Origin of the sequence: Ramlibacter humi (assembly GCF_004681975.1) — a bacterium.
Taxonomy (GTDB): domain Bacteria; phylum Pseudomonadota; class Gammaproteobacteria; order Burkholderiales; family Burkholderiaceae_C; genus Ramlibacter; species Ramlibacter humi.
The window spans coordinates 1,435,386-1,456,573 of sequence record NZ_SMLK01000001.1 but is presented as its reverse complement, the minus strand read 5'-3'; the positions used below and the strand labels follow the sequence as shown (position 1 = coordinate 1,456,573).

Annotated in this window: 20 protein-coding genes and 1 tRNA gene; all 21 read left to right on the top strand. The window is 67.0% G+C overall.

Translation table 11 applies throughout. The features are described from left to right. Positions 1 to 90 precede the first annotated feature (90 nt). On the top strand, positions 91 to 1,365 hold the full coding sequence (locus tag EZ216_RS06830) for a branched-chain amino acid ABC transporter substrate-binding protein (RefSeq protein WP_135248937.1): 1,275 nt from the start codon (positions 91 to 93) through the stop codon (positions 1,363 to 1,365). 140 nt (positions 1,366 to 1,505) lie between these two features. Further along, positions 1,506 to 2,666: a pyridoxal phosphate-dependent aminotransferase gene (locus EZ216_RS06825; RefSeq protein WP_135248936.1), complete on the top strand. Its 1,161-nt coding sequence runs from the start codon at positions 1,506 to 1,508 to the stop codon at positions 2,664 to 2,666. A gap of 192 nt (positions 2,667 to 2,858) precedes the next feature. After that, on the top strand, positions 2,859 to 3,122 hold the full coding sequence (gene rpsO / locus EZ216_RS06820) for a 30S ribosomal protein S15 (RefSeq protein WP_135248935.1): 264 nt from the start codon (positions 2,859 to 2,861) through the stop codon (positions 3,120 to 3,122). Between the two features lie 186 nt (positions 3,123 to 3,308). After that, the gene (gene pnp, locus EZ216_RS06815; protein WP_135248934.1) at positions 3,309 to 5,612 is read left to right on the top strand and encodes a polyribonucleotide nucleotidyltransferase; all 2,304 of its coding nucleotides are present in this window, start codon (positions 3,309 to 3,311) and stop codon (positions 5,610 to 5,612) included. 124 nt (positions 5,613 to 5,736) lie between these two features. Continuing rightward, positions 5,737 to 6,723 carry an NAD(P)H-quinone oxidoreductase gene (locus EZ216_RS06810; protein ID WP_135248933.1) on the top strand — a complete coding sequence of 329 codons (987 nt, stop codon included), beginning with the start codon at positions 5,737 to 5,739 and terminating at the stop codon, positions 6,721 to 6,723. A gap of 2 nt (positions 6,724 to 6,725) precedes the next feature. Next, a complete protein-coding gene (tpiA, locus tag EZ216_RS06805) occupies positions 6,726 to 7,475 on the top strand; it encodes a triose-phosphate isomerase (protein ID WP_135248932.1) in 750 nt (249 codons plus the stop codon). A 36-nt stretch (positions 7,476 to 7,511) separates the two neighbouring features. Beyond that, the gene (secG, locus tag EZ216_RS06800; RefSeq protein WP_135248931.1) at positions 7,512 to 7,943 is read left to right on the top strand and encodes a preprotein translocase subunit SecG; all 432 of its coding nucleotides are present in this window, start codon (positions 7,512 to 7,514) and stop codon (positions 7,941 to 7,943) included. A gap of 117 nt (positions 7,944 to 8,060) precedes the next feature. Further along, positions 8,061 to 8,145, top strand: a tRNA-Leu gene (locus tag EZ216_RS06795). Positions 8,146 to 8,201: 56 nt separating this feature from the next. Continuing rightward, positions 8,202 to 8,573: an NADH-quinone oxidoreductase subunit A gene (locus EZ216_RS06790; protein WP_135248930.1), complete on the top strand. Its 372-nt coding sequence runs from the start codon at positions 8,202 to 8,204 to the stop codon at positions 8,571 to 8,573. Positions 8,574 to 8,605: 32 nt separating this feature from the next. Next, positions 8,606 to 9,085 (top strand): NuoB/complex I 20 kDa subunit family protein, encoded by a 480-nt coding sequence (locus EZ216_RS06785; RefSeq protein ID WP_027102937.1) that lies wholly within the window; start codon positions 8,606 to 8,608, stop codon positions 9,083 to 9,085. A 3-nt stretch (positions 9,086 to 9,088) separates the two neighbouring features. Then, entirely contained in the window at positions 9,089 to 9,733 is a 645-nt protein-coding gene (locus EZ216_RS06780; RefSeq protein WP_135248929.1) for an NADH-quinone oxidoreductase subunit C, read from the top strand. Further along, positions 9,726 to 10,979, top strand: coding sequence for an NADH-quinone oxidoreductase subunit D (locus EZ216_RS06775; protein ID WP_135248928.1), 1,254 nt, complete (start codon positions 9,726 to 9,728; stop codon positions 10,977 to 10,979). The genes EZ216_RS06780 and EZ216_RS06775 overlap by 8 nt, the downstream gene beginning before the upstream one ends. 5 nt (positions 10,980 to 10,984) lie before the next feature. Then, positions 10,985 to 11,479, top strand: a complete 495-nt coding sequence (gene nuoE / locus EZ216_RS06770) for an NADH-quinone oxidoreductase subunit NuoE (protein ID WP_135248927.1) — start codon at positions 10,985 to 10,987, stop codon at positions 11,477 to 11,479. After that, positions 11,479 to 12,843, top strand: a complete 1,365-nt coding sequence (gene nuoF, locus EZ216_RS06765; protein WP_205959623.1) for an NADH-quinone oxidoreductase subunit NuoF — start codon at positions 11,479 to 11,481, stop codon at positions 12,841 to 12,843. The genes nuoE and nuoF overlap by 1 nt, the downstream gene beginning before the upstream one ends. Before the next feature lie 8 nt (positions 12,844 to 12,851). Beyond that, positions 12,852 to 15,017, top strand: a complete 2,166-nt coding sequence (gene nuoG, locus EZ216_RS06760) for an NADH-quinone oxidoreductase subunit NuoG (RefSeq protein WP_135248925.1) — start codon at positions 12,852 to 12,854, stop codon at positions 15,015 to 15,017. Beyond that, a complete protein-coding gene (gene nuoH / locus EZ216_RS06755) occupies positions 15,014 to 16,090 on the top strand; it encodes an NADH-quinone oxidoreductase subunit NuoH (protein WP_135248924.1) in 1,077 nt (358 codons plus the stop codon). The genes nuoG and nuoH overlap by 4 nt, the downstream gene beginning before the upstream one ends. 4 nt (positions 16,091 to 16,094) lie before the next feature. Further along, a complete protein-coding gene (gene nuoI / locus EZ216_RS06750; RefSeq protein ID WP_135248923.1) occupies positions 16,095 to 16,616 on the top strand; it encodes an NADH-quinone oxidoreductase subunit NuoI in 522 nt (173 codons plus the stop codon). Positions 16,617 to 16,637: 21 nt separating this feature from the next. Beyond that, positions 16,638 to 17,315, top strand: coding sequence for an NADH-quinone oxidoreductase subunit J (locus EZ216_RS06745; protein ID WP_135248922.1), 678 nt, complete (start codon positions 16,638 to 16,640; stop codon positions 17,313 to 17,315). After that, positions 17,312 to 17,620 (top strand): NADH-quinone oxidoreductase subunit NuoK, encoded by a 309-nt coding sequence (nuoK, locus tag EZ216_RS06740; protein WP_135248921.1) that lies wholly within the window; start codon positions 17,312 to 17,314, stop codon positions 17,618 to 17,620. Before EZ216_RS06745 ends, nuoK begins: the two co-directional genes overlap by 4 nt. Positions 17,621 to 17,648: 28 nt before the next feature. Beyond that, a complete protein-coding gene (nuoL, locus tag EZ216_RS06735) occupies positions 17,649 to 19,694 on the top strand; it encodes an NADH-quinone oxidoreductase subunit L (protein ID WP_135248920.1) in 2,046 nt (681 codons plus the stop codon). A gap of 20 nt (positions 19,695 to 19,714) precedes the next feature. Continuing rightward, positions 19,715 to 21,187, top strand: coding sequence for an NADH-quinone oxidoreductase subunit M (locus EZ216_RS06730; RefSeq protein WP_135248919.1), 1,473 nt, complete (start codon positions 19,715 to 19,717; stop codon positions 21,185 to 21,187). Position 21,188: the final 1 nt, after the last annotated feature.

The window sequence follows — 21,188 nt, the reverse complement described above, 5'->3', positions numbered from 1 at the left end:
AACCTAAACTCCGCGGCTCTCGCAAAACCATCCAAGCGCCGCCTGCATCCAACGTGCGAACGCGCGGCGCGATTTCAAGAGAAAAGGCGCATGAAAATCCATCGACGCGGGGCCTTGAAAACCCTGGCCGCGCCGCTATTTCTTCCCGCCTTCGCGCGGGCCCAGGCCCCCGGCGCGCCGGTGAAGCTGGCGATGATCGAGTCGCTGTCCGGCGCGTTCGCCAACACCGGTGAAGCCGTGTTCCGCAACCTGCTGTGGGCGGTCGAACGCGTCAACCAGCGCGGCGGCGTGAAGCTTCCCGGCGGCGCGCGCCCGCTGGCCCTGGAGCGGTACGACAACAAGGGCCAGGCGGAGGAATCGATCGCCGCGCTGCGGTCGGCCATCGACGACGGCGCGCAGTACGTGCTGCAGGGCAACTCTTCGGCCGTGGCCGCGGCGCTGGTGGATGCGGTGGGCAAGCACAACGAGCGCGATCCCTCGCGGCGCGTGCTGTACCTCAACTATTCGGCGGTGGACCCGGCGCTCACCAACGAGCGCTGCAGCTTCTGGCATTTCCGCTTCGACGCGCACGCCGACATGCGGCTGGCGGCGCTGATGCAGGTGCTGCGCGAGGACCGCGCGCTGAAGAGCTGCTACCTCATCGGGCAGGACTACAGCTTCGGCCAGTCGGTGCTGAAGGAGGCGCGGCGGCAGCTGGCTCAGCAGCGGCCGGACGTGCAGATCGTGGGTGACGAGCTGCATCCGCTGGGCCGGGTGAAGGACTTTCTGCCGTACGCCGCCAAGATCAAGGCCAGCGGCGCGCACGCGGTGATCACCGGCAACTGGGGCAACGACCTCACGCTGCTGGTGAAGGCCGCGCGCGAGGTGGGCTTCGACGGCAAGTTCTACACCTTCTACGGCAACGCGCTGGGCGCGCCGGCGGCCATCGGCGAAGCCGGCGTGGGCCGCGTGGTGGCGGTGGCCGACTGGCTGCCCAACGTGCCGACGGCGGAAAGCGAGCGCTTCTACGCCGCGTTCCGCCAGCGCTTCCCGCGGCCGCAGGACGACTACGTGCACATGCGCATGCAGCTGATGATCGAGGCGCTGGCGCAGTCCATCGAGCAGGCCGGCACGGCCGCCGTGCTGCCCGTGGCGCAAGCGCTGGAACGCGCGAGCGTGTCGCTGGCCGGGCAATCGGGCGCGATGCGCGCGGCCGACCACCAGTTCCAGCAGACCCTCGTCGTCGGCGTGATGGACCGCCAGGGCGCGCCGGGCGTGAAGTTCGACGTCGAAGGCTCGGGCTACGGCTTCCGCGTCGTGCGCGTGCTGGCGCTCTCGCAGGCCGAGCTGCCGACCACTTGCAAAATGGTGCGGCCGGCAGTGTGAAAAAATTCGGGGTCCGCAACGCAGAGAACGCAGAGCGAGCGCAGAGAACGCAGAGCAGACCTTCTTGAGTTTCCTCTGCGTCCTCTGCGTTAACTCTGCGATCTCTGCGCTGCGGACCCCGTATTCCCTTCCGAATCCCAATGCGCACCGACATCCTCAACCTCGAAGAATCCAAGATCCGTGAAGTGGCCAATGCCGGCATGGGACGCAGCGACGTGCTGGCGTTCTGGTTCGGCGAAAGCGACGAGGTCACGCCGGACTTCATCCGTGAAGCGGCCATCGAGTCGCTGCGCGCGGGCGAGACTTTCTACGCCCACAACCTGGGCCTGCCGGAACTGCGCCAGGCCATCGCGGCCTACACGTCGAAGCTGCACGGGCCGGTGAGCGACAAGCGCATCGCCGTCACCTCCGGTGGCGTCAACGCGCTGATGCTGGCGGTGCAGATGCTGGTGGATGCCGGCGACGACGTCGTGGCGGTCACGCCGGTGTGGCCCAACCTCACGGCACAGCCGGTGATCATGGGCGGCAAGTTGCGCCGCGTGTCGCTGAAGCCGCAAGGCGGCGCGTGGAAGCTCGACCTGGCGCAGCTGTTCGACGCCGTGCGGCCTGGCACCAAGCTGCTGGTCGTCAACGCGCCGAACAACCCGACGGGCTGGACGCTGACCCGCGAAGAGCAGAAAGCCATCCTGGAACACTGCCGCAAGACCGGCACCTGGATCCTGGCGGACGAGGTGTACGAGCGGCTGTATTTCGAGCCGACGGACACCGGCGCGGCACCCAGCTTCCTGGACGTCGCCACGCCGGACGACCGGCTGGTGGTGACGCACAGCTTCTCCAAGAGCTTCCTGATGACCGGCTGGCGGCTGGGCTGGCTGGTGATGCCCGAGGCGATGACGCACCCCATGGGCAAGCTGATCGAGTTCAACACCTCCTGCGCCAGCGTGTTCACCCAGCGCGCGGCCATGGCCGCCATCGCGCGCACGGACGAGGTCACGCCGCGGGTGGTGGCGCACCTCAAGCGCTGCCGCGACGAGCTGGTGCCGCGGCTGCAGAAGCTTCCGGGCGTGGAGGTGGCGATGCCCTCGGGTGGCATGTACGCGTTCTTCCGGATGGCCGGCTTCGGCGACTCGTTGGAGGTGGCCAAGCGGCTGGTGGCCGAGGCTGGCCTGGGCATCGCCCCGGGCAGCGCTTTCGCGCCCGAGGCCCAGGGCTGGTTCCGCTGGTGCTTCGCGTCCAAGGACATGGCGCGGCTGGGGCAGGGCGTGGAGCGGCTGCAGGGCTGGCTGGCGCGGCAGCGCTGAGCCGCCATCCCCGCGCCATTCCCGTGAAGGCGGGAATCCATGGCTCCCGAGTGGAAGTCATGGGTCCCCGCCTTCGCGGGGACGACGCAGATTCGCTATAATTCCACGGTTCTGCATCCGAGAGGACGTAGAGCGCACGTTGGAGCCCTTCCAGCCCCAACGCAAGTCAAACCAACCACTCAAGGAAAAACGATGGCCGCCATCAACAAGGCCGAGATCGTCGCCGCGCACGCGCGTGGCACCAACGATACCGGCAGCCCCGAAGTCCAGGTCGCCCTGCTGACCGCCCGGATCAACGAGCTCACCCCGCACTTCAAGACGCACGCCAAGGACCACCACGGCCGCCGCGGCCTGCTGCGCATGGTGAACCGCCGCAAGAACCTGCTGGCCTACCTGAAGGCCAGCGACGCCGACCGCTACACGGCGCTGATCGGCAAGCTGGGCCTGCGCAAGTAAGCAGGCCTCGCACGACGAGCACCGCGACGGCGCCTGGGTTGGCAACAAGCTGGCTCAGGCGCTTCGCACATCGGAGACACCCTCACGGATACGCGCTGTGTCATTCCACCAACGGCCCCGCCGGCCGCTGATGGAATGGCATCGTGTCCGGCGAACGTCTCCTCCAACCCAGAGGAAAAACGAGACATGAGCATCTTCAACAAGATCACCAAGACCTTCCAGTGGGGCCAGCACACGGTCACCCTGGAAACCGGCGAGATCGCCCGCCAGGCCACCGGCGCCGTGCTGGTGAACATCGACGACACCGTCGTGCTGGCCACGGTGGTGGGCTCCAAGTCCGCCAAGCCGGGCCAGGACTTCTTCCCGCTGACGGTCGACTACATCGAGAAGACCTACGCCGCCGGCAAGATTCCCGGCAGCTTCTTCAAGCGCGAAGCCAAGCCTTCCGAGCTGGAGACGCTGACCAGCCGCCTGATCGACCGCCCGATCCGCCCGCTGTTCCCCGAAGGCTTCCTGAACGAAGTGCACGTGGTGATCCACACCGTGTCGCTCAACCCCGAGGTCGATGCCGACATCGCCGCCATGATCGGCACCAGCGCGGCGCTGGCCATCAGCGGCATCCCGTTCGCCGGCCCCATCGGCGCGGCGCGCGTGGGCTACATCAACGGCGAGTACGTGCTGAACCCCGGCCAGACCCAGCGCAAGGACTCGCTGATGGACCTGGTGGTGGCGGGCACCGAGGCGGCCGTGCTGATGGTGGAATCCGAAGCGCAGCAGCTGCCCGAAGAGGTGATGCTGGGCGCCGTGGTGTTCGGCCACGAGCAGGGCAAGATCGCCATCAACGCCATCCATGAACTGGTGCGCGAGGCCGGCAAGCCGGTATGGGACTGGCAGGCCCCGGCGGAAGACGAGGCTTTCGTCGCCAAGGTCAAGGGCCTGGCCGAAGACAAGCTGCGCGCCGTCTACCAGATCCGCAGCAAGCAGGCCCGCACCCAGGCCCTGCGCGAAGCCAATGCCGGCGTGATGGCCGCGCTGAAGGAAGGCGGCGAGCCGTTCGACGCCGGCAAGGTCAACGACCTGCTGTTCGCCATCGAGTCGAAGATCGTGCGCGGCCAGATCCTGGAAGGCGAGCCGCGCATCGACGGCCGCGACACGCGCACCGTGCGCCCCATCGAGATCCGCAACGGCGTGCTGCCGCGCACCCACGGTTCCGCGCTGTTCACGCGCGGCGAGACCCAGGCGCTGGTGGTCACCACCCTCGGCACCGAGCGCGACGCGCAGCGCATCGACGCGCTGGCCGGCGAGTTCGAGGACCGCTTCCTGTTCCACTACAACATGCCTCCCTTCGCCACCGGCGAAGTGGGCCGCATGGGCAGCACCAAGCGCCGCGAAGTCGGCCACGGCCGCCTGGCCAAGCGCGCGCTGGTCGCGTGCCTGCCGAGCAAGGACGAGTTCCCCTACACCATCCGCGTGGTGTCGGAGATCACCGAGTCCAACGGTTCTTCCTCGATGGCTTCCGTCTGCGGCGGTTGCCTGTCGATGATGGACGCCGGCGTGCCGATGAAGGCCCACGTGGCCGGCATCGCCATGGGCCTGATCAAGGAAGGCAACCGCTTCGCGGTGCTGACCGACATCCTGGGCGACGAGGACCACCTGGGCGACATGGACTTCAAGGTGGCCGGCACGACCAACGGCATCACCGCCCTGCAGATGGACATCAAGATCCAGGGCATCACCAAGGAAATCATGCAGGTCGCCCTGGCGCAGGCCAAGGAAGCGCGCATGCACATCCTGGGCAAGATGCAGGAAGCGATGGGCGCGGCCAAGACCGAGGTCAGCACCTTCGCCCCGCGCCTGTACACGATGAAGATCAACCCGGAGAAGATCCGCGACGTGATCGGCAAGGGCGGCGCCACCATCCGCGCGCTGACCGACGAGACCGGCACCACGATCGACATCGCCGAGGACGGCACCATCACCATCGCCTCCACCGACGCCGCCAAGGCGGAAGAGGCGAAGAAGCGCATCGAGCAGATCACCGCGGAAGTGGAGATCGGCAAGGTCTACGAAGGCCCGATCACCAAGATCCTGGACTTCGGCGCGCTGGTGAACCTGCTGCCCGGCAAGGACGGCCTGCTGCACATCAGCCAGATCGCGCACGAGCGCGTGGAGAAGGTCACCGACTACCTGAGCGAAGGCCAGGTCGTGAAGGTCAAGGTCCTCGAGACCGACGACAAGGGCCGCGTGAAGCTGTCCATGAAGGCGCTGCTGGACCGCCCCGAGGGCATGCCCGAGCAGGCCCCGCGCGAACGCCGTGAGCGTGGCGACCGCCCGCCGCGCGGCGAGTACCGTGGTGATCGCGGCGACCGCGGCGACCGCGGCGACCGCGGCGATCGCGGTGACCGTGGCGATCGCAACGCCGAAGCGGGCGAGCAGCCCGCGGGCGAAGCGCAGCCGCAGCAAGGCTCGCAGGACAACCCGCAGCAGTAAGCGCTTGTCATGCCGGGCTTGACCCGGCATCCATCCCCCGGCGCGCCGATGAACCACGGACCGGAGGTGGATGGCGGGTCAAGCCCGCCATGACAAGGTGCAAGGACCGACAGGAGTCCATGCCATGAAAGCCGTCGAGATCACCCAGTACGGTGCGCCCGAGGTGCTGCGCCTCGGCCAGCGCCCCGACCCGCAGCCCGGCGCCGGGGAAGTGCTGATCCGCGTGGCCGCCAGCGGCGTGAACCGCCCCGACGTGCTGCAGCGAACCGGCAACTACCCGGTGCCGCCCGGCGCTTCGGACATCCCCGGCCTGGAAGTCGCGGGCGAGATCGTCGCCGGCGACGTGCAGGCCATGGCCGCGGCCGGCCTCAAGGTCGGCCAGCCGGTCTGCGCGCTCGTCGCGGGCGGCGGCTACGCGCAGCTGTGCGTGGCGCCCATGGGCCAGGTGCTGCCGGTGCCACAGGGCCTGACGTACGTGGAGGCGGCCTCGCTGCCCGAGACGTTCTTCACCGTGTGGAGCAACGTGTTCGACCGCGCTCGCCTGCAGCCCGGCGAAAGCCTGCTCGTGCAGGGCGGCACCAGCGGCATCGGCGTCACCGCCATCCAGCTGGCCAAGGCGCTGGGCTCGACCGTCATCGCCACCGCGGGCAGCGACGAGAAGTGCGCCGCCTGCGTGAAGCTGGGCGCCGACCACGCCATCAACTACCGCACCCAGGACTTCGCCGAAGAGGCGAAGAAGCTCACCGGCGGCGCCGGCGTGAACGTGGTGCTGGACATGGTGGCGGGCTTGTACGTCGCGCGCGAAGTCGAATGCCTGGCCGAGGAAGGCCGGCTGGTGATCATCGCGGTGCAGGGCGGCCTCAAGGCGGAGTTCAACGCCGGCCTGGTGCTGCGGCGCCGGCTGGTCATCACCGGCTCCACGCTGCGGCCGCGGCCGGTGGCCTTCAAGGCCGCCATCGCCGCGGGGCTGCGCGAGAAGGTGTGGCCGCTGCTGGCCGCGAAGACCGTGAAGCCCGTGGTCCACAAGACGTTCGCCGCGGCGCAGGCCGCCGAGGCGCACGCGCTGATGGAATCCAACCTTCACATCGGCAAGATCGTCCTCACCTGGTGAACATGACGAACAAGAAGAAGCTGGTTGCCGGCAACTGGAAGATGAACGGCAACGTCGCCGCCAACGACGCGCTCGTGCGCGCCCTGGTGGCGGGCATGAAGGACGCGAAGTGCCAGGTGGCCCTCTGCGTGCCCGCGCCTTACCTGGCGCAGGTGCAGATGCTGCGCCACGGCTCGCCGCTGGAACTGGGCGCGCAGGACGTGTCGAAGCACGAGCAGGGCGCCTACACCGGCGAACACTCGGCCGCCATGCTGAAGGAATTCGGCGTGCGCTACGCCATCGTCGGCCACTCGGAGCGCCGCCAGTACCACGGCGAGGGCGACCAGCTGGTGGCCGACAAGGCGAAGGCCGCGCTCGCGCACGGCATCACGCCCATCGTGTGCGTGGGCGAAACGCTCGAAGAGCGCGAAGCCGGCCGCACGGAAGAAGTCGTCAAGCGGCAGCTGGCCGCGGTGATCCACACCAACGGCCACTGCATCAGCGAGATCGTGGTGGCGTACGAACCCGTGTGGGCCATCGGCACCGGCCGCACCGCCACGCCCGAACAGGCGCAGCAGGTGCATGCCGTGCTGCGCGCGCAGCTGCACGCGGCGACGGAACATCCGGATCGCGTCCTGATCCTCTACGGCGGCAGCATGAACGCCGCCAATGCCGCCAGCCTGCTGGCGCAGCCGGACATCGACGGCGGGCTGATCGGCGGCGCCTCGCTGAAGGCGCCCGACTTCCTGCAGATCATCGCGGCGGCCGGCTGACGGCCCGCCCACGTACCCCATCGGAGTGACAAAACAATGAACGTGCTTCTCACCATCGTCCTGGCCGTGCAGATCCTGTCGGCGCTGGGCATGATCGGCCTCATCCTCCTGCAGCACGGCAAGGGCGCCGACATGGGCGCGGCCTTCGGCAGCGGCGCTTCCGGCAGCCTGTTCGGCGCCACCGGCAGCGCGAACTTCCTCTCGCGCACCACGGCCGTCCTGGCCACCGTGTTCTTCGTCTGCACGCTGGGCCTGGCTTACCTGGGCGGCGCGTACCGCACGCCGGATTCGGGCAGCGTGCTCGACCGCGCCGCGGTGCCGGCCACTTCGCCCGCGGCACCGGCCGCTTCGGGCCCCGCCAACCAGATCCCCGGCACTTCGGCGCCGGCTCCGGCGGCCAGCTCTGCGGCGGTGCCCGCCGCGCCGGCCGCGCCCGCTTCGGGCGCCGCGCAGATCCCGAGCAAGTAGGACTGCGTACCGCCGTGCTGTCAGCCGAACAGCAGGCGATTCGGAGTAAACTCCAAGGCTGCCCGGAAAGCCAGCGTACCAGCAAGCTCCTCATGCCTGTCCGGGCAGCAAAAGACGGCCGTCGTGGTGAAATTGGTAGACACGCTATCTTGAGGGGGTAGTGGCGAAAGCTGTGCGAGTTCGAGTCTCGCCGACGGCACCAGACACAAGAAGGCCGCGGGTCCATCCCGCGGCCTGATGCGCCGACCAGAGCCCTCAATGCAACTCGAACAGTACCTCCCGGTCCTCCTCTTCATCCTGGTGGGCATCGCAGTCGGGGTGCTGCCGCAGGTGCTGGGCTGGGTCTTCGCCGGCGCGGCGGGTTTCCACAAGCCGGACGCCGCCAAGAACTCCCCCTACGAATGCGGCTTCGAGGCCTTCGAGGACGCGCGCATGAAGTTCGACGTGCGCTACTACCTCGTGGCCATCCTGTTCATCCTGTTCGACCTGGAGATCGCCTTCCTCTTCCCCTGGGCCGTCGCGCTCAAGGAGATCGGGGCGGTGGGCTTCTGGGCGATGATGGTTTTCCTCGGCATCCTCGTGGTGGGCTTCGCCTACGAGTGGAAGAAGGGCGCGCTGGACTGGGAATGAACCCGCCGCGCGACCAGGGACTCAAAGATCACATGGCTAACGAAGGCATCCTCGACAAGGGCGTCGTGACGACGACCGTGGACAGCGTCATCAACTGGGCCAAGACCGGCTCGCTCTGGCCGATGACGTTCGGCCTGGCGTGCTGCGCCGTGGAGATGATGCATGCGGGCGCGGCCCGCTACGACATCGACCGCTTCGGCATGCTGTTCCGCCCCAGCCCCCGCCAGTCCGACCTGATGATCGTGGCCGGCACGCTGTGCAACAAGATGGCGCCCGCGCTGCGCAAGGTGTACGACCAGATGCCCGAGCCGCGCTGGGTGCTCTCCATGGGCACCTGCGCCAACGGCGGCGGCTACTACCACTACAGCTACTCGGTGGTGCGCGGCTGCGACCGCATCGTGCCGGTGGACGTGTACGTGCCGGGCTGCCCGCCCACGGCCGAAGCGCTGCTCTACGGGATCATCCAGCTGCAGCAGAAGATCCGCCGCACCCAGACCATCGCCCGCGCCTGATCCATGACCGCACCGAACAATTTCGCGGTCGATCCCGCGGCCCTGCAAGCGACGATCACCGAAGCCCTCGGCGACCTGGCCAGGCGCGTGGACTTGCGCCTGGGCGAAGTCACCGTCACCGTCACGCCCGACAACTACCTGCGGGCCGCGCAGATGCTGCGCGACGATCCGCGCTGCAGGTTCGAGCAACTGCTGGACCTGTGCGGCCTGGACTACGCCGACTACCGCAACGGCGGCTGGGACGGCCCGCGCTACGCCGTGGTGTCGCACCTGCTGTCGGTCAGCCTCAACCAGCGCGTGCGCCTGCGCGTGTTCGCGGCCGACGACGAACTGCCCGAAGTGGAATCGCTCAACGGCCTGTGGAACAGCGCCAACTGGTTCGAGCGCGAGGCTTTCGACCTGTTCGGCATCATCTTCCTGAACCACCCCGACCTGCGCCGCCTGCTGACGGACTACGGCTTCATCGGCCACCCGTTCCGCAAGGACTTCCCGGTGTCCGGCCACGTGGAAATGCGCTACGACCCCGAGCGCCAGCGCGTCATCTACCAGCCGGTGACCATCGAGCCGCGCGAGATCACGCCGCGCATCATCCGCGAAGACAACTACGGCGGCATCCAGCCCGGCCGCGGCATGGACAACCATGGCTGAAATCAAGAACTACACGCTCAACTTCGGCCCCCAGCACCCGGCCGCGCACGGCGTGCTGCGCCTGGTGCTGGAACTGGACGGCGAAGTCATCCAGCGCGCCGACCCGCACATCGGCCTCCTGCACCGCGCCACCGAGAAGCTGGCCGAGACGCGCACCTTCATCCAGAACCTGCCGTACATGGACCGCCTCGACTACGTGTCGATGATGTCCAACGAGCATGCCTACTGCCTGGCCATCGAGAAGCTGATGGGCATCGAGGTGCCTGTCCGCGCGCAGTACATCCGCGTCATGTTCAGCGAGCTCACGCGCCTGCTCAACCACCTGCTGTGGCTGGGCGCGCACGGGCTGGACTGCGGCGCGATGAACATGCTGATCTACTGCTTCCGCGAGCGGGAAGACATCTTCGACATGTACGAAGCGGTCTCGGGCGCGCGCATGCATGCGGCTTACTTCCGCCCGGGCGGCGTGTACCGCGACCTGCCCGACAGCATGCCGCTGTACAAGGCCAGCAAGGTCCGCAACGAGCGCGAGATCAAGCGCATGAACGAGGACCGCTCGGGCACGCTGCTGGACTTCATCGACAGCTTCACCCAGCGCTTCCCCGGCTACGTCGACGAGTACGAGACGCTGCTGACCGACAACCGCATCTGGAAGCAGCGCACCGTGGGCATCGGCGTCGTCACGCCGGAGCGCGCGCTGAACCTGGGCTTCACCGGCCCCATGCTGCGCGGCAGCGGCATCGCCTGGGACCTGCGCAAGACACAGCCGTACGAGGTCTACGGGAAGATGGACTTCGACATCCCGCTGGGCAAGGAAGGCGACTGCTACGACCGCTACCTGGTGCGCGTGCAGGAGATGCGCGAGTCCAACCGCATCATCCAGCAGTGCGTGCAGTGGCTGCGCGCCAACCCGGGCCCGGTGATCACCGACAACCACAAGGTGGCGCCGCCCGACCGCGAGAGCATGAAGAGCAACATGGAGGAGCTGATCCACCACTTCAAGCTCTTCTCCGAAGGCTTCCGCGTGCCCGAAGGCGAGGCCTACGCCGCGGTGGAACACCCCAAGGGCGAGTTCGGCATCTACATCGTGAGCGACGGCGCCAACAAGCCGTACCGCCTGAAGATCCGCGCGCCGGGCTTCCCGCACCTGGCGGCGCTGGACGAGATGGGCCGCGGCCACATGATCGCCGACGCCGTGGCCATCATCGGCACGATGGACATCGTGTTCGGCGAAATCGACCGGTAAGACGCATGACCGTCATCAACGATTCCAACCGCGCCCGCTTCGACCGCGAAGTGGCCAAGTACCCGGCCGAGCAGAAGCAGTCGGCCGTGATGGCGTGCCTGTCCATCGTGCAGCAGGAGCAGGGCTTCGTCAGCCAGGACGCCGAGAAGGAAGTGGCGGCCTACCTGGGCATGCCCGCGATCGCGGTGCACGAGGTCACCACCTTCTACAACATGTACAACCAGCAGCCGGTCGGCAAGTTCAAGCTGAACGTCTGCACCAACCTGCCTTGCCAGCTGCGCGACGGCGCCAAGGCGCTGCACCACCTGGAAAAGAAGCTGGGCATCCGCATGGGCGAGACCACGGCCGACGGCCTGTTCACGCTGCAGCAGAGCGAGTGCCTGGGCGCGTGCGCCGACTCGCCGGTGATGCTGGTGAACGACCGCACCATGTGCAGCTTCATGAGCAACGACAAGCTCGACCAGCTGGTGGACGGCCTCAAGGCTTCGGAGGGCAAGTGATGAACGCCCAGCAAGTGCTCCAGCAGTTCGCCGCCACCGGCGTGCAGACCTGCTTCCACGGCCGCCACATCAACCCGCAGATCTACAAGGACCTGGACGGCACCAACTGGCGCCTGAAGGACTACGAGGCGCGCGAAGGCTATGCCGCGCTGAAGAAGATCATCAGCGAAGGCCTCACGCAGGACCAGGTGATCGCCACGATGAAGGAATCGGCGCTGCGTGGTCGCGGCGGCGCGGGCTTTCCCACCGGCCTGAAGTGGTCCTTCATGCCGCGCCAGTTCCCCGGCCAGAAGTACCTGGTGTGCAACTCCGACGAGGGCGAGCCGGGCACCTGCAAGGACCGCGACCTGCTGGCGTACAACCCGCACATGGTCATCGAAGGCATGATCATCGCGGCCTACGCCATGGGCATCACCGTGGGCTACAACTACATCCACGGCGAGATCTTCCAGGTGTACGAACGCTTCGAAGAGGCGCTGGAAGAAGCCCGCGCGGCCGGCTACCTGGGCAACAACATCCTGGGCAGCAGCTTCAGCTTCCAGCTGCACGCGTCGCACGGCTTCGGCGCGTACATCTGCGGCGAAGAGACGGCGCTGCTGGAATCACTGGAAGGCAAGAAGGGCCAGCCGCGCTTCAAGCCGCCTTTCCCGGCCAGCTTCGGCCTGTACGGCAAGCCCACCACGATCAACAACACCGAGACGTTCGCGGCGGTGCCCTGGATCATCCGCAACGGCGGCCAGGCCTACCTCGAATGCGGCAAGCCGAACAACGGCGGCACCAAGATCTTCTCGGTGTCCGGCGACGTCGAGCTGCCCGGCAACTACGAGATTCCGCTGGGCACGCCCTTCAGCAAGCTGCTGGAACTGTGCGGTGGCGTGCGCGGTGGCCGCCAGCTGAAGGCGGTGATCCCGGGCGGTTCCTCCGCGCCGGTGCTGCCCGCCGACATCATGATGAACTGCACGATGGACTACGACTCCATCGCCAAGGCGGGCTCCATGCTGGGCTCCGGCGCGGTCATCGTGATGGACGAGACGCGCGACATGGTGGAAAGCCTGCTGCGCCTGTCGTACTTCTACATGCACGAGTCCTGCGGCCAGTGCACGCCCTGCCGTGAAGGCACGGGCTGGCTGTGGCGCGTGGTCGACCGCATCCACAACGGCCACGGCAAGCCGGCCGACCTGGACTTGCTGAACTCGGTGGCCGACAACATCCAGGGCCGCACCATCTGCGCGCTCGGCGACGCGGCGGCGATGCCGGTGCGCGCCATGATCAAGCACTTCCGGCACGAGTTCGCCGCCAAGATCAAGCGGACCGATCCGCAGCCCGACCCGTCGCAGCCGGTGCCTGCCGGCGCGAGGGCCTGAGAACACCTATGGCTGAAATCACTCTCGACGGACAAAAGGTCGAAATCGCCGACGGCAGCATGGTCATGCATGCGGCCGAGAAGGCGGGGACCTACATCCCGCATTTCTGCTACCACAAGAAGCTCTCCATCGCCGCCAACTGCCGCATGTGCCTGGTGGACGTGGAGAAGGCGCCCAAGCCGATGCCGGCGTGCGCCACGCCGGTGACCAACGGCATGGTGGTCCACACCCGCAGCGACAAGGCCATCAAGGCCCAGCAGTCGGTGATGGAGTTCCTGCTGATCAACCACCCGCTGGACTGCCCCATCTGCGACCAGGGCGGCGAATGCCAGCTGCAGGACCTGGCCGTGGGCTACGGCGGCTCCTCTTCGCGCTATGAAGAAGAGAAGCGCGTCGTGCTGCACAAGGACGTGGGCCCGCTCATCTCGATGGAGGAGATGAGCCGCTGCATCCACTGCACCCGTTGCGTGCGCTTCGGCCAGGAAGTGGCCGGCGTGATGGAGCTGGGCATGATCCACCGCGGCGAGCATTCCGAGATCACCACGGTGCTGGGCGACACGGTCGATTCCGAAGTCTCCGGCAACATGATCGACCTGTGCCCGGTGGGCGCGCTCACCAGCAAGCCTTTCCGCTACACCGCCCGCAACTGGGAGCTGTCGCGCCGCAAGTCGGTCGCGCCGCACGATGCTTCTGGCGCCAACCTCATCGTGCAGGTGAAGAACAACCGCGTGATGCGGGTGCTGCCGCTGGAGAACGAGGCCGTCAACGAGTGCTGGCTGGCCGACCGCGACCGCTTCTCGTACGAGGCGCTCAACAGCGACCAGCGTCTCACCGCGCCCATGCTCAAGCAGGGCGGCGAGTGGAAGCAGGTCGACTGGCAGACCGCGCTGGAGTACGTGGCCAACGGCCTGAAGCAGATCAGGGGCGACCACGGCGCCGGCGCCATCGGCCTGCTGGCCAGCCCGCATTCGACCGTCGAGGAACTGTTCTTGGCCGGCCAGCTGGTGCGCGGCCTGGGCTCCGAGAACATCGATTACCGCCTGCGCAACGCCCAGTTCACCGCTTCGGAAGGTGTTCGCTGGCTGGGTACCAGCATCGCTTCGCTGTCAGAGCTGCAGCGCGTGCTGGTCGTCGGCTCCAACCTGCGCAAGGACCATCCGCTGTTCGCTCTGCGCGTGCGCGCGGCCCAGCGCAAGGGTGCGCAGGTGTCGCGCATCCATGACGTGGACCACGACTGGGCCATGCCCATCGCTTCGTCGGTCACCGTGCCCGCTGGCCAATGGGCTCAGGCGCTGGCCGACGTGGCCGTCGCCGTCGCGCAGGCGCAAGGCAAGTCCGCGCCCGCGCAAGGCAACGCCACCGATGCCGCCAAGACCATCGCCGCTTCGCTGGCTTCCGGCGAACGCAAGGCCATCCTGCTGGGCAACGCCGCCACGCACCACGCCAATGCCGCTTCGCTGCTCGCGCTGGCGCAATGGATCGGCGAAGCCACCGGCGCGTCCGTCGGCTTCCTCACCGAAGCCGCCAACACGGTCGGCGCGCAGCTGGTGAACGCGCTGCCGGGGCAGGACGGCCTGAACGCCGCGCAGATGCTGTCCGGCGGGCTCAAGGCCGCCATCCTGCTGAACACCGAGCCCGAGTTCGATTCCGCCGCAGGCGCCGCTGCGAAGGAAGCCCTGGGCAAGGCCGACATGGTGGTCACGCTCAGCCCGTTCGTCTCGAACCTCGAGTTCAGCGACGTGCTGCTGCCCATCGCGCCCTGGACCGAAACGCCCGGCACCTTCGTCAACGCCGAAGGCCGCGTGCAGTCGTTCCACGCCGTCGTGAAGCCGCTGGGCGATACCCGTCCCGCGTGGAAGGTGCTGCGCGTGCTGGGCAACCTGCTGGGCCTGCAGGGCTTCGACTTCGAGTCGTCCAACGAGGTGCTGGCCGCCGCGCGCGGCGCGGACGGCAAGGACCAGGCGATGGTGCAGGGCGGCAAGCTGTCCAACCGCACGTCGGCCTCCATCGACTTGTCGGCCGGTGCCGGCACGCCGGCGGCCGCGGCCATCTACCAGCTGGACCCCATCGTCCGCCGCGCCGAATCGCTGCAGCTCACCGCTGACGGCCAGGCCGGCCTGACCGAGGCGCAGCGCGCCATGCGCGCGGCCCGCCGCGAGGAGGTGCCGGCATGATCGACACGATCTACGGCTTCGGCAACGGGCTGATCGCCGCCCCGTGGTGGACCGCCGCCGGCTGGCCGGTGGTGTGGACCCTGATCAAGATCGTGCTGGTGGTCGCGCCCCTGATGGGCGCCGTGGCCTACCTCACGCTGTGGGAACGCAAGGCCATCGGCTTCACGCAGCTGCGCCCGGGTCCCAACCGCATCGGCCCCTTCGGCCTGCTGACGCCCATCGCCGACGCGCTGAAGCTGCTGACCAAGGAGATCATCCTCCCGACGGTGGCCAACAAGGGCCTGTTCGTGCTCGGCCCCATCATGACCATCATGCCGGCGCTGGCCGCGTGGGCAGTCATCCCGTTCGGCCCCGACGTCGCGCTGTCCAACATCAACGCCGGCCTGCTGTTCCTGATGGCCATCACCTCGATGGAGGTGTACGGCGTCATCATCGCGGGCTGGGCCTCCAACTCGAAGTACGCCTTCCTGGGCGCGCTTCGCGCGTCGGCCCAGATGGTCAGCTACGAGATCGCCATGGGCTTCGCGCTGGTGGTGGTGCTGATGGTCACCGGCAGCCTGAACATGACCGACGTGGTGATGTCGCAGGCCAAGGGCCACTTCGCATCGAACGGCATCAACTTCCTGTCGTGGAACTGGCTGCCGCTGCTGCCCATCTTCGCCGTCTACTTCATCTCGGGCCTGGCCGAAACCAACCGCCACCCGTTCGACGTGGTGGAAGGCGAGTCGGAGATCGTCGCCGGCCACATGATCGAGTACTCGGGCATGAGCTTCGCCATGTTCTTCCTGGCTGAGTACGCCAACATGTGGCTGGTCTCCATCCTGGCCGTCACCATGTTCCTGGGCGGCTGGCTGCCCCCGTTCGGCTTCCTCTCGTTCATCCCCGGCTGGATCTGGCTGTTCGCCAAGACTGGCGTGGTGGTCACCCTGTTCCTGTGGGTGCGCTCCACCTTCCCGCGCTACCGCTATGACCAGATCATGCGCCTGGGCTGGAAGATCTTCATCCCGGTCACGCTGGTCTGGCTGATCGTGGTGGGCGCCTGGATGCAGACCCCCTGGAACATCTGGAAATAACGCGATGTCCACCCAAACCCTCCAACGCGAGCCCTCGGCCTTCTCGCTGAAGGACTTCCTCTCCAGCTTCCTGCTGGTGGAGCTGTTCAAGGGCCTGCGCATCACGGGCAAGTACTTCTTCGCCCGCAAGATCACGGTGCAGTTCCCGGAAGAGAAGACGCCGCTCAGCCCGCGCTTCCGCGGCCTGCACGCGCTGCGCCGCTACCCCAATGGCGAAGAGCGCTGCATCGCCTGCAAGCTGTGCGAAGCCGTGTGCCCGGCGCTGGCCATCACCATCGAGAGCGACCAGCGCACCGACGGCACGCGCCGCACCACGCGCTACGACATCGACCTGACCAAGTGCATCTTCTGCGGCTTCTGCGAGGAAAGCTGCCCGGTCGATTCCATCGTCGAGACCCACATCCTGGAATACCACGGCGAGAAGCGCGGCGACCTGTACTACACCAAGGACATGCTGCTGGCGGTGGGCGACCGCTACGAGGCGGAGATCGCCGAGCGCAAGGCCGCGGACGCCAAGTACCGCTGAACGGCCCGGGACGACAACGACATGGACATCAAGACGGGCTTCTTCTACCTGTTCTCGGCGGTGCTGCTGTTCGCGGCCTTCCGGGTGATCACGGCGCGCAACCCGGTGTACGCGGCGCTGTACCTGGTGCTGGCCTTCTTCCAGGCCGCCGCCGTGTGGATCCTGCTGAAGGCCGAGTTCCTGGCCATCTCCCTCGTGCTGGTGTACGTGGGGGCGGTGATGGTGCTGTTCCTCTTCGTGGTGATGATGCTGGACATCGACACCGCGGCGCTGCGGGCGGGCTTCTGGAAACACTTCCCGCTGGCCGCGCTGGTCGGCGTGGTCATCGCGCTGGAAATGGCGGCGGTGCTGATGGGCGGCTTCCGTCCGGCGATCGAACCCAAGGTGGGGCCGGCTGTGGCGCAGGTGGCGCAGACCACCGGCCAGGCGGTGGCCCAGGTGTCCAACACCAAGGAACTGGGCAAGCTGCTGTACTCCGAATACCTGTACCCGCTGGAGATCGCGGCCGTGCTGCTGCTGGTGGCCATCGTCGCCGCCATCGCGCTGACGCTGCGCCAGCGCAAGGACAGCAAGCACATGGACCCGGGCCTGCAGGTGAAGGTGCGCAAGGCCGACCGCCTGCGCATCGTGCAGATGCCGCCGGTGGTCGCGGCGCCGCAACCCGAGCCGGCCGCCGCCGCTGAAGGAGCCAAGGCATGAGCCTCACCCTGGGCCACTTCCTGTCGCTCGGCGCGATCCTGTTCGCGCTGTCGGTGGTGGGCATCTTCCTGAACCGCCGCAACCTCATCGTGCTGCTGATGGCCATCGAGCTGATGCTGCTGGCGGTCAACATGAATTTCGTCGCCTTCTCCTACTACCTGGGCGACATGCATGGGCAGGTGTTCGTGTTCTTCATCCTCACGGTGGCGGCCGCGGAATCCGCCATCGGCCTGGCCATCCTCGTGCTGCTGTTCCGCAACAAGTCGAGCATCAACGTCGAAGAACTGAACGAGCTCAAGGGCTGAGCCGCAGAAGAACAAGCCCGGAAGAAACATGAGTCAGACACTCAACGCATCGACCCTGCTCGCCGTTCCGCTGGCCCCCCTGGCCGGCGCGGTGATCGCGGGCATCTTCGGCACCACGTTCGGCGGCAACTGGATCGGCCGGCGCCTGTCACACACGTTCACCATCCTGGGCGTGCTGGTGGCCTTCGTCATCTCCGCCATGACGCTCAAGAGCGTGGCGCTGGACGGCGCGCGCTTCAACGCCACCATCTACGAGTGGATGGTGGTCGGCGGCCTGAAGATGGAAGTCGGCTTCCTCATCGATGGCCTCACGGCCATGATGATGTGCGTGGTGACCTTCGTGTCGCTGATGGTGCACATCTACACCATCGGGTACATGGAAGAGGACGACGGCTACAACCGCTTCTTCGCCTACATCTCGCTCTTCACCTTCTCGATGCTCATGCTGGTCATGAGCAACAACTTCCTGCAGCTGTTCTTCGGCTGGGAAGCGGTGGGCCTGGTGTCCTACCTGCTGATCGGCTTCTGGTTCACCAAGCCCAGCGCCATCTTCGCCAACATGAAGGCCTTCCTGGTCAACCGGGTCGGCGACTTCGGCTTCATCCTGGGCATCGGCCTGATCGCCGCCTACGCGGGCACGCTGAATTACGCCGAGACCTTCGCCAAGGCCGAGGAGTTCGCCAAGCTGACGTTCCCCGGCACCGACTGGATGCTGGTCACCGTCACCTGCATCTGCCTGTTCATCGGCGCCATGGGCAAGAGCGCGCAGTTCCCGCTGCACGTGTGGCTGCCCGATTCCATGGAAGGCCCCACGCCCATCTCCGCGCTGATCCACGCGGCGACGATGGTGACCGCGGGCATCTTCATGGTGGCCCGCATGTCGCCGCTGTTCGAGCTGTCGGACACCGCGCTGTCGTTCATCCTGGTCATCGGCGCCATCACGGCGCTGTTCATGGGCTTCCTGGGCATCATCCAGAACGACATCAAGCGCGTGGTGGCGTACTCCACGCTGTCGCAGCTGGGGTACATGACCGTGGCGCTGGGCGCTTCGGCCTACTCGGTGGCGGTGTTCCACCTGATGACGCACGCATTCTTCAAGGCGCTGCTGTTCCTGGCCGCCGGCTCCGTCATCATCGGCATGCACCACAACCAGGACATCCGCTGGATGGGCGGCGTGCGCAAGTACATGCCGGTGACCTGGATCACCTCGCTGCTGGGGTCGCTGGCCCTGATCGGCACGCCGCTGTTCGCGGGCTTTTATTCCAAGGACTCGATCATCGAGGCGGTGCACCTGTCCAAGCTGCCCGGCGCCGGTTTCGCGTACTTCGCTGTCATGGCGGGCGTGTTCGTCACCGCGTTCTATTCGTTCCGCATGTACTTCCTGGTCTTCCACGGCAAGGAGCGCTACGACCAGAATCCCCACGTGCACCACAGCGACGAGGAGCCCGACCACGGGCACCACGACGACCACCAAGAGCCGCACGAGTCGCCCTGGGTGGTGACGGCGCCGCTGGTGCTGCTGGCGTTCCCCTCGGTGGTCATCGGCTACCTGGCCATCGGCCCGATGCTGTACGGCGACTTCTTCAAGGATTCCATCTTCGTCAACCTCGAGCGCCATCCCGGCCTGGAGGAAATGGCCAAGGAATTCCACGGCGCCGCCGCCATGGCGCTGCACGGCCTGACGTCGCCGGTGTTCTGGCTGGCCGCCGCCGGCGTCGCGCTGGCGTACTACCTGTACATGGTCAACACCGCGCTGCCCGCGAAGATCGCCGGCGCGCTGAAGCCGGTCTACAAGCTGCTGGACAACAAGTACTACATGGACTGGATCAACGAGAACGTCGTCGCCCGCGCGGCACGCGGCCTTGGCCTGGGGCTGTGGAAGGGCGGCGACCAGGCGGTGATCGACGGCGCCGTGGTGAACGGCAGCGCGCGCCTGGTGGGCGTGTTCGCCGGCGTCGTGCGCCGCTTCCAGTCCGGCTATCTGTACAACTACGCGCTGGCCATGATCGTCGGCGTGTTTGTCCTCATGACCGGCTTCGTCTGGCGTGACCAGTTGCTGGCGCTGATCCGATAAGAACGAGGGGAAGAACAAGAATGGGTGTTTTGAGCCTTTCGATCTGGACGCCGGTGCTGTTCGGCATCGTGCTGCTCGCGCTGGGGCGCGACGAGCACGCCCGCGCCGTGCGCTGGATCGCCCTCATCGGGTCCGTGGTGAGTTTCCTGGTCACGCTGCCGCTGCTGGCCGGCTTCCGCACCGGCACCGCGAACATGCAGTTCGTCGAGAAGGCGCCGTGGATCGAGCGCTTCAACGTCCAGTACCACCTGGGCGTGGACGGCCTGTCGTTCTGGTTCGTGCTGCTGACGGCGTTCATCACGATCGTCGTCGTCATCTCCGCGTGGGAGGCGATCACCGAACGCGTCAACCAGTACATGGGCGCGTTCCTGATCCTCTCGGGCCTGATGATCGGCGTGTTCACCGCGCTGGACGCGATGCTGTTCTACGTGTTCTTCGAGGCCACGCTGATCCCGATGTACCTGATCATCGGCATCTGGGGCGGCCCGAGGAAGATCTACGCGGCGTTCAAGTTCTTCCTGTACACGCTGCTCGGCTCGCTGCTGATGCTGGTGGCGCTGGTGTACCTGTACTCCAAGTCCAACACTTTCGACATCCTGGCGTGGCACCAGCTGCCGCTGGCCGGCAACGTGCAGACGCTCCTGTTCTTCGCGTTCTTCGCCGCTTTCGCGGTGAAGGTGCCGATGTGGCCGGTGCACACCTGGCTGCCCGACGTGCACGTGGAAGCGCCCACCGGCGGCTCCGCGGTGCTGGCGGCCATCATGCTGAAGCTGGGTGCCTACGGTTTCCTGCGCTTTTCCATGCCCATCGCACCGGACGCCTCGCGCGAATGGGCCTGGCTGATCATCGCGCTGTCGCTCATCGCCGTGATCTACGTGGGCCTGGTGGCGATGGTGCAGCAGGACATGAAGAAGCTGGTGGCCTATTCGTCGGTGGCGCACATGGGCTTCGTCACGCTGGGCTTCTTCATCTTCAGCCCGCTGGGCGTCGCCGGCGGCCTGGTGCAGATGATCGCGCACGGCTTCGTGTCGGGCGCCATGTTCCTGTGCATCGGCGTGCTGTACGACCGCGTGCACTCGCGCGAGATCGCCAGCTACGGCGGCGTGATCAACACCATGCCCAACTTCGCCGCGTTCGCGCTGCTGTTCTCCATGGCCAACTGCGGCCTGCCCGCCACCGCCGGTTTCGTCGGCGAATGGATGGTCATCCTGGGCGCCGTGAAGGCCAACTTCTGGCTGGGCCTGGGCGCCGCCACCGCGCTGATCTTCGGCGCCGCCTACACGCTGTGGATGTTCAAGCGCGTGTACCTGGGCCCCGTCGCCAACGACGACGTGCGCCAGCTCACCGACATCAACGCGCGCGAATTCCTCATGCTGGGCCTGCTGGCCATCGCGGTGCTGTTCATGGGCCTGTACCCGAAGCCCTTCACCGACGTCATGGACGCGTCCGTCGCCAACTTCCTGAAGCAAGTGTCTGCTTCCAAACTGAACTGAC

What these genes read in the sequence shown, in the direction of transcription:
- nuoE (WP_135248927.1), top strand. Translation starts at nt 10,985, where the DNA reads ATGACCGTCATCAACGATTCCAACCGCGCCCGCTTCGACCGCGAAGTG.
- nuoI (WP_135248923.1), top strand. Translation starts at nt 16,095, where the DNA reads ATGTCCACCCAAACCCTCCAACGCGAGCCCTCGGCCTTCTCGCTGAAG.
- secG (WP_135248931.1), top strand. Translation starts at nt 7,512, where the DNA reads ATGAACGTGCTTCTCACCATCGTCCTGGCCGTGCAGATCCTGTCGGCG.
- nuoG (WP_135248925.1), top strand. Translation starts at nt 12,852, where the DNA reads ATGGCTGAAATCACTCTCGACGGACAAAAGGTCGAAATCGCCGACGGC.
- EZ216_RS06745 (WP_135248922.1), top strand. Translation starts at nt 16,638, where the DNA reads ATGGACATCAAGACGGGCTTCTTCTACCTGTTCTCGGCGGTGCTGCTG.
- nuoF (WP_205959623.1), top strand. Translation starts at nt 11,479, where the DNA reads ATGAACGCCCAGCAAGTGCTCCAGCAGTTCGCCGCCACCGGCGTGCAG.
- nuoH (WP_135248924.1), top strand. Translation starts at nt 15,014, where the DNA reads ATGATCGACACGATCTACGGCTTCGGCAACGGGCTGATCGCCGCCCCG.
- EZ216_RS06790 (WP_135248930.1), top strand. Translation starts at nt 8,202, where the DNA reads ATGCAACTCGAACAGTACCTCCCGGTCCTCCTCTTCATCCTGGTGGGC.
- rpsO (WP_135248935.1), top strand. Translation starts at nt 2,859, where the DNA reads ATGGCCGCCATCAACAAGGCCGAGATCGTCGCCGCGCACGCGCGTGGC.
- EZ216_RS06785 (WP_027102937.1), top strand. Translation starts at nt 8,606, where the DNA reads ATGGCTAACGAAGGCATCCTCGACAAGGGCGTCGTGACGACGACCGTG.
- tpiA (WP_135248932.1), top strand. Translation starts at nt 6,726, where the DNA reads ATGACGAACAAGAAGAAGCTGGTTGCCGGCAACTGGAAGATGAACGGC.
- EZ216_RS06775 (WP_135248928.1), top strand. Translation starts at nt 9,726, where the DNA reads ATGGCTGAAATCAAGAACTACACGCTCAACTTCGGCCCCCAGCACCCG.
- EZ216_RS06825 (WP_135248936.1), top strand. Translation starts at nt 1,506, where the DNA reads ATGCGCACCGACATCCTCAACCTCGAAGAATCCAAGATCCGTGAAGTG.
- nuoL (WP_135248920.1), top strand. Translation starts at nt 17,649, where the DNA reads ATGAGTCAGACACTCAACGCATCGACCCTGCTCGCCGTTCCGCTGGCC.
- EZ216_RS06730 (WP_135248919.1), top strand. Translation starts at nt 19,715, where the DNA reads ATGGGTGTTTTGAGCCTTTCGATCTGGACGCCGGTGCTGTTCGGCATC.
- pnp (WP_135248934.1), top strand. Translation starts at nt 3,309, where the DNA reads ATGAGCATCTTCAACAAGATCACCAAGACCTTCCAGTGGGGCCAGCAC.
- EZ216_RS06810 (WP_135248933.1), top strand. Translation starts at nt 5,737, where the DNA reads ATGAAAGCCGTCGAGATCACCCAGTACGGTGCGCCCGAGGTGCTGCGC.
- EZ216_RS06780 (WP_135248929.1), top strand. Translation starts at nt 9,089, where the DNA reads ATGACCGCACCGAACAATTTCGCGGTCGATCCCGCGGCCCTGCAAGCG.
- EZ216_RS06830 (WP_135248937.1), top strand. Translation starts at nt 91, where the DNA reads ATGAAAATCCATCGACGCGGGGCCTTGAAAACCCTGGCCGCGCCGCTA.
- nuoK (WP_135248921.1), top strand. Translation starts at nt 17,312, where the DNA reads ATGAGCCTCACCCTGGGCCACTTCCTGTCGCTCGGCGCGATCCTGTTC.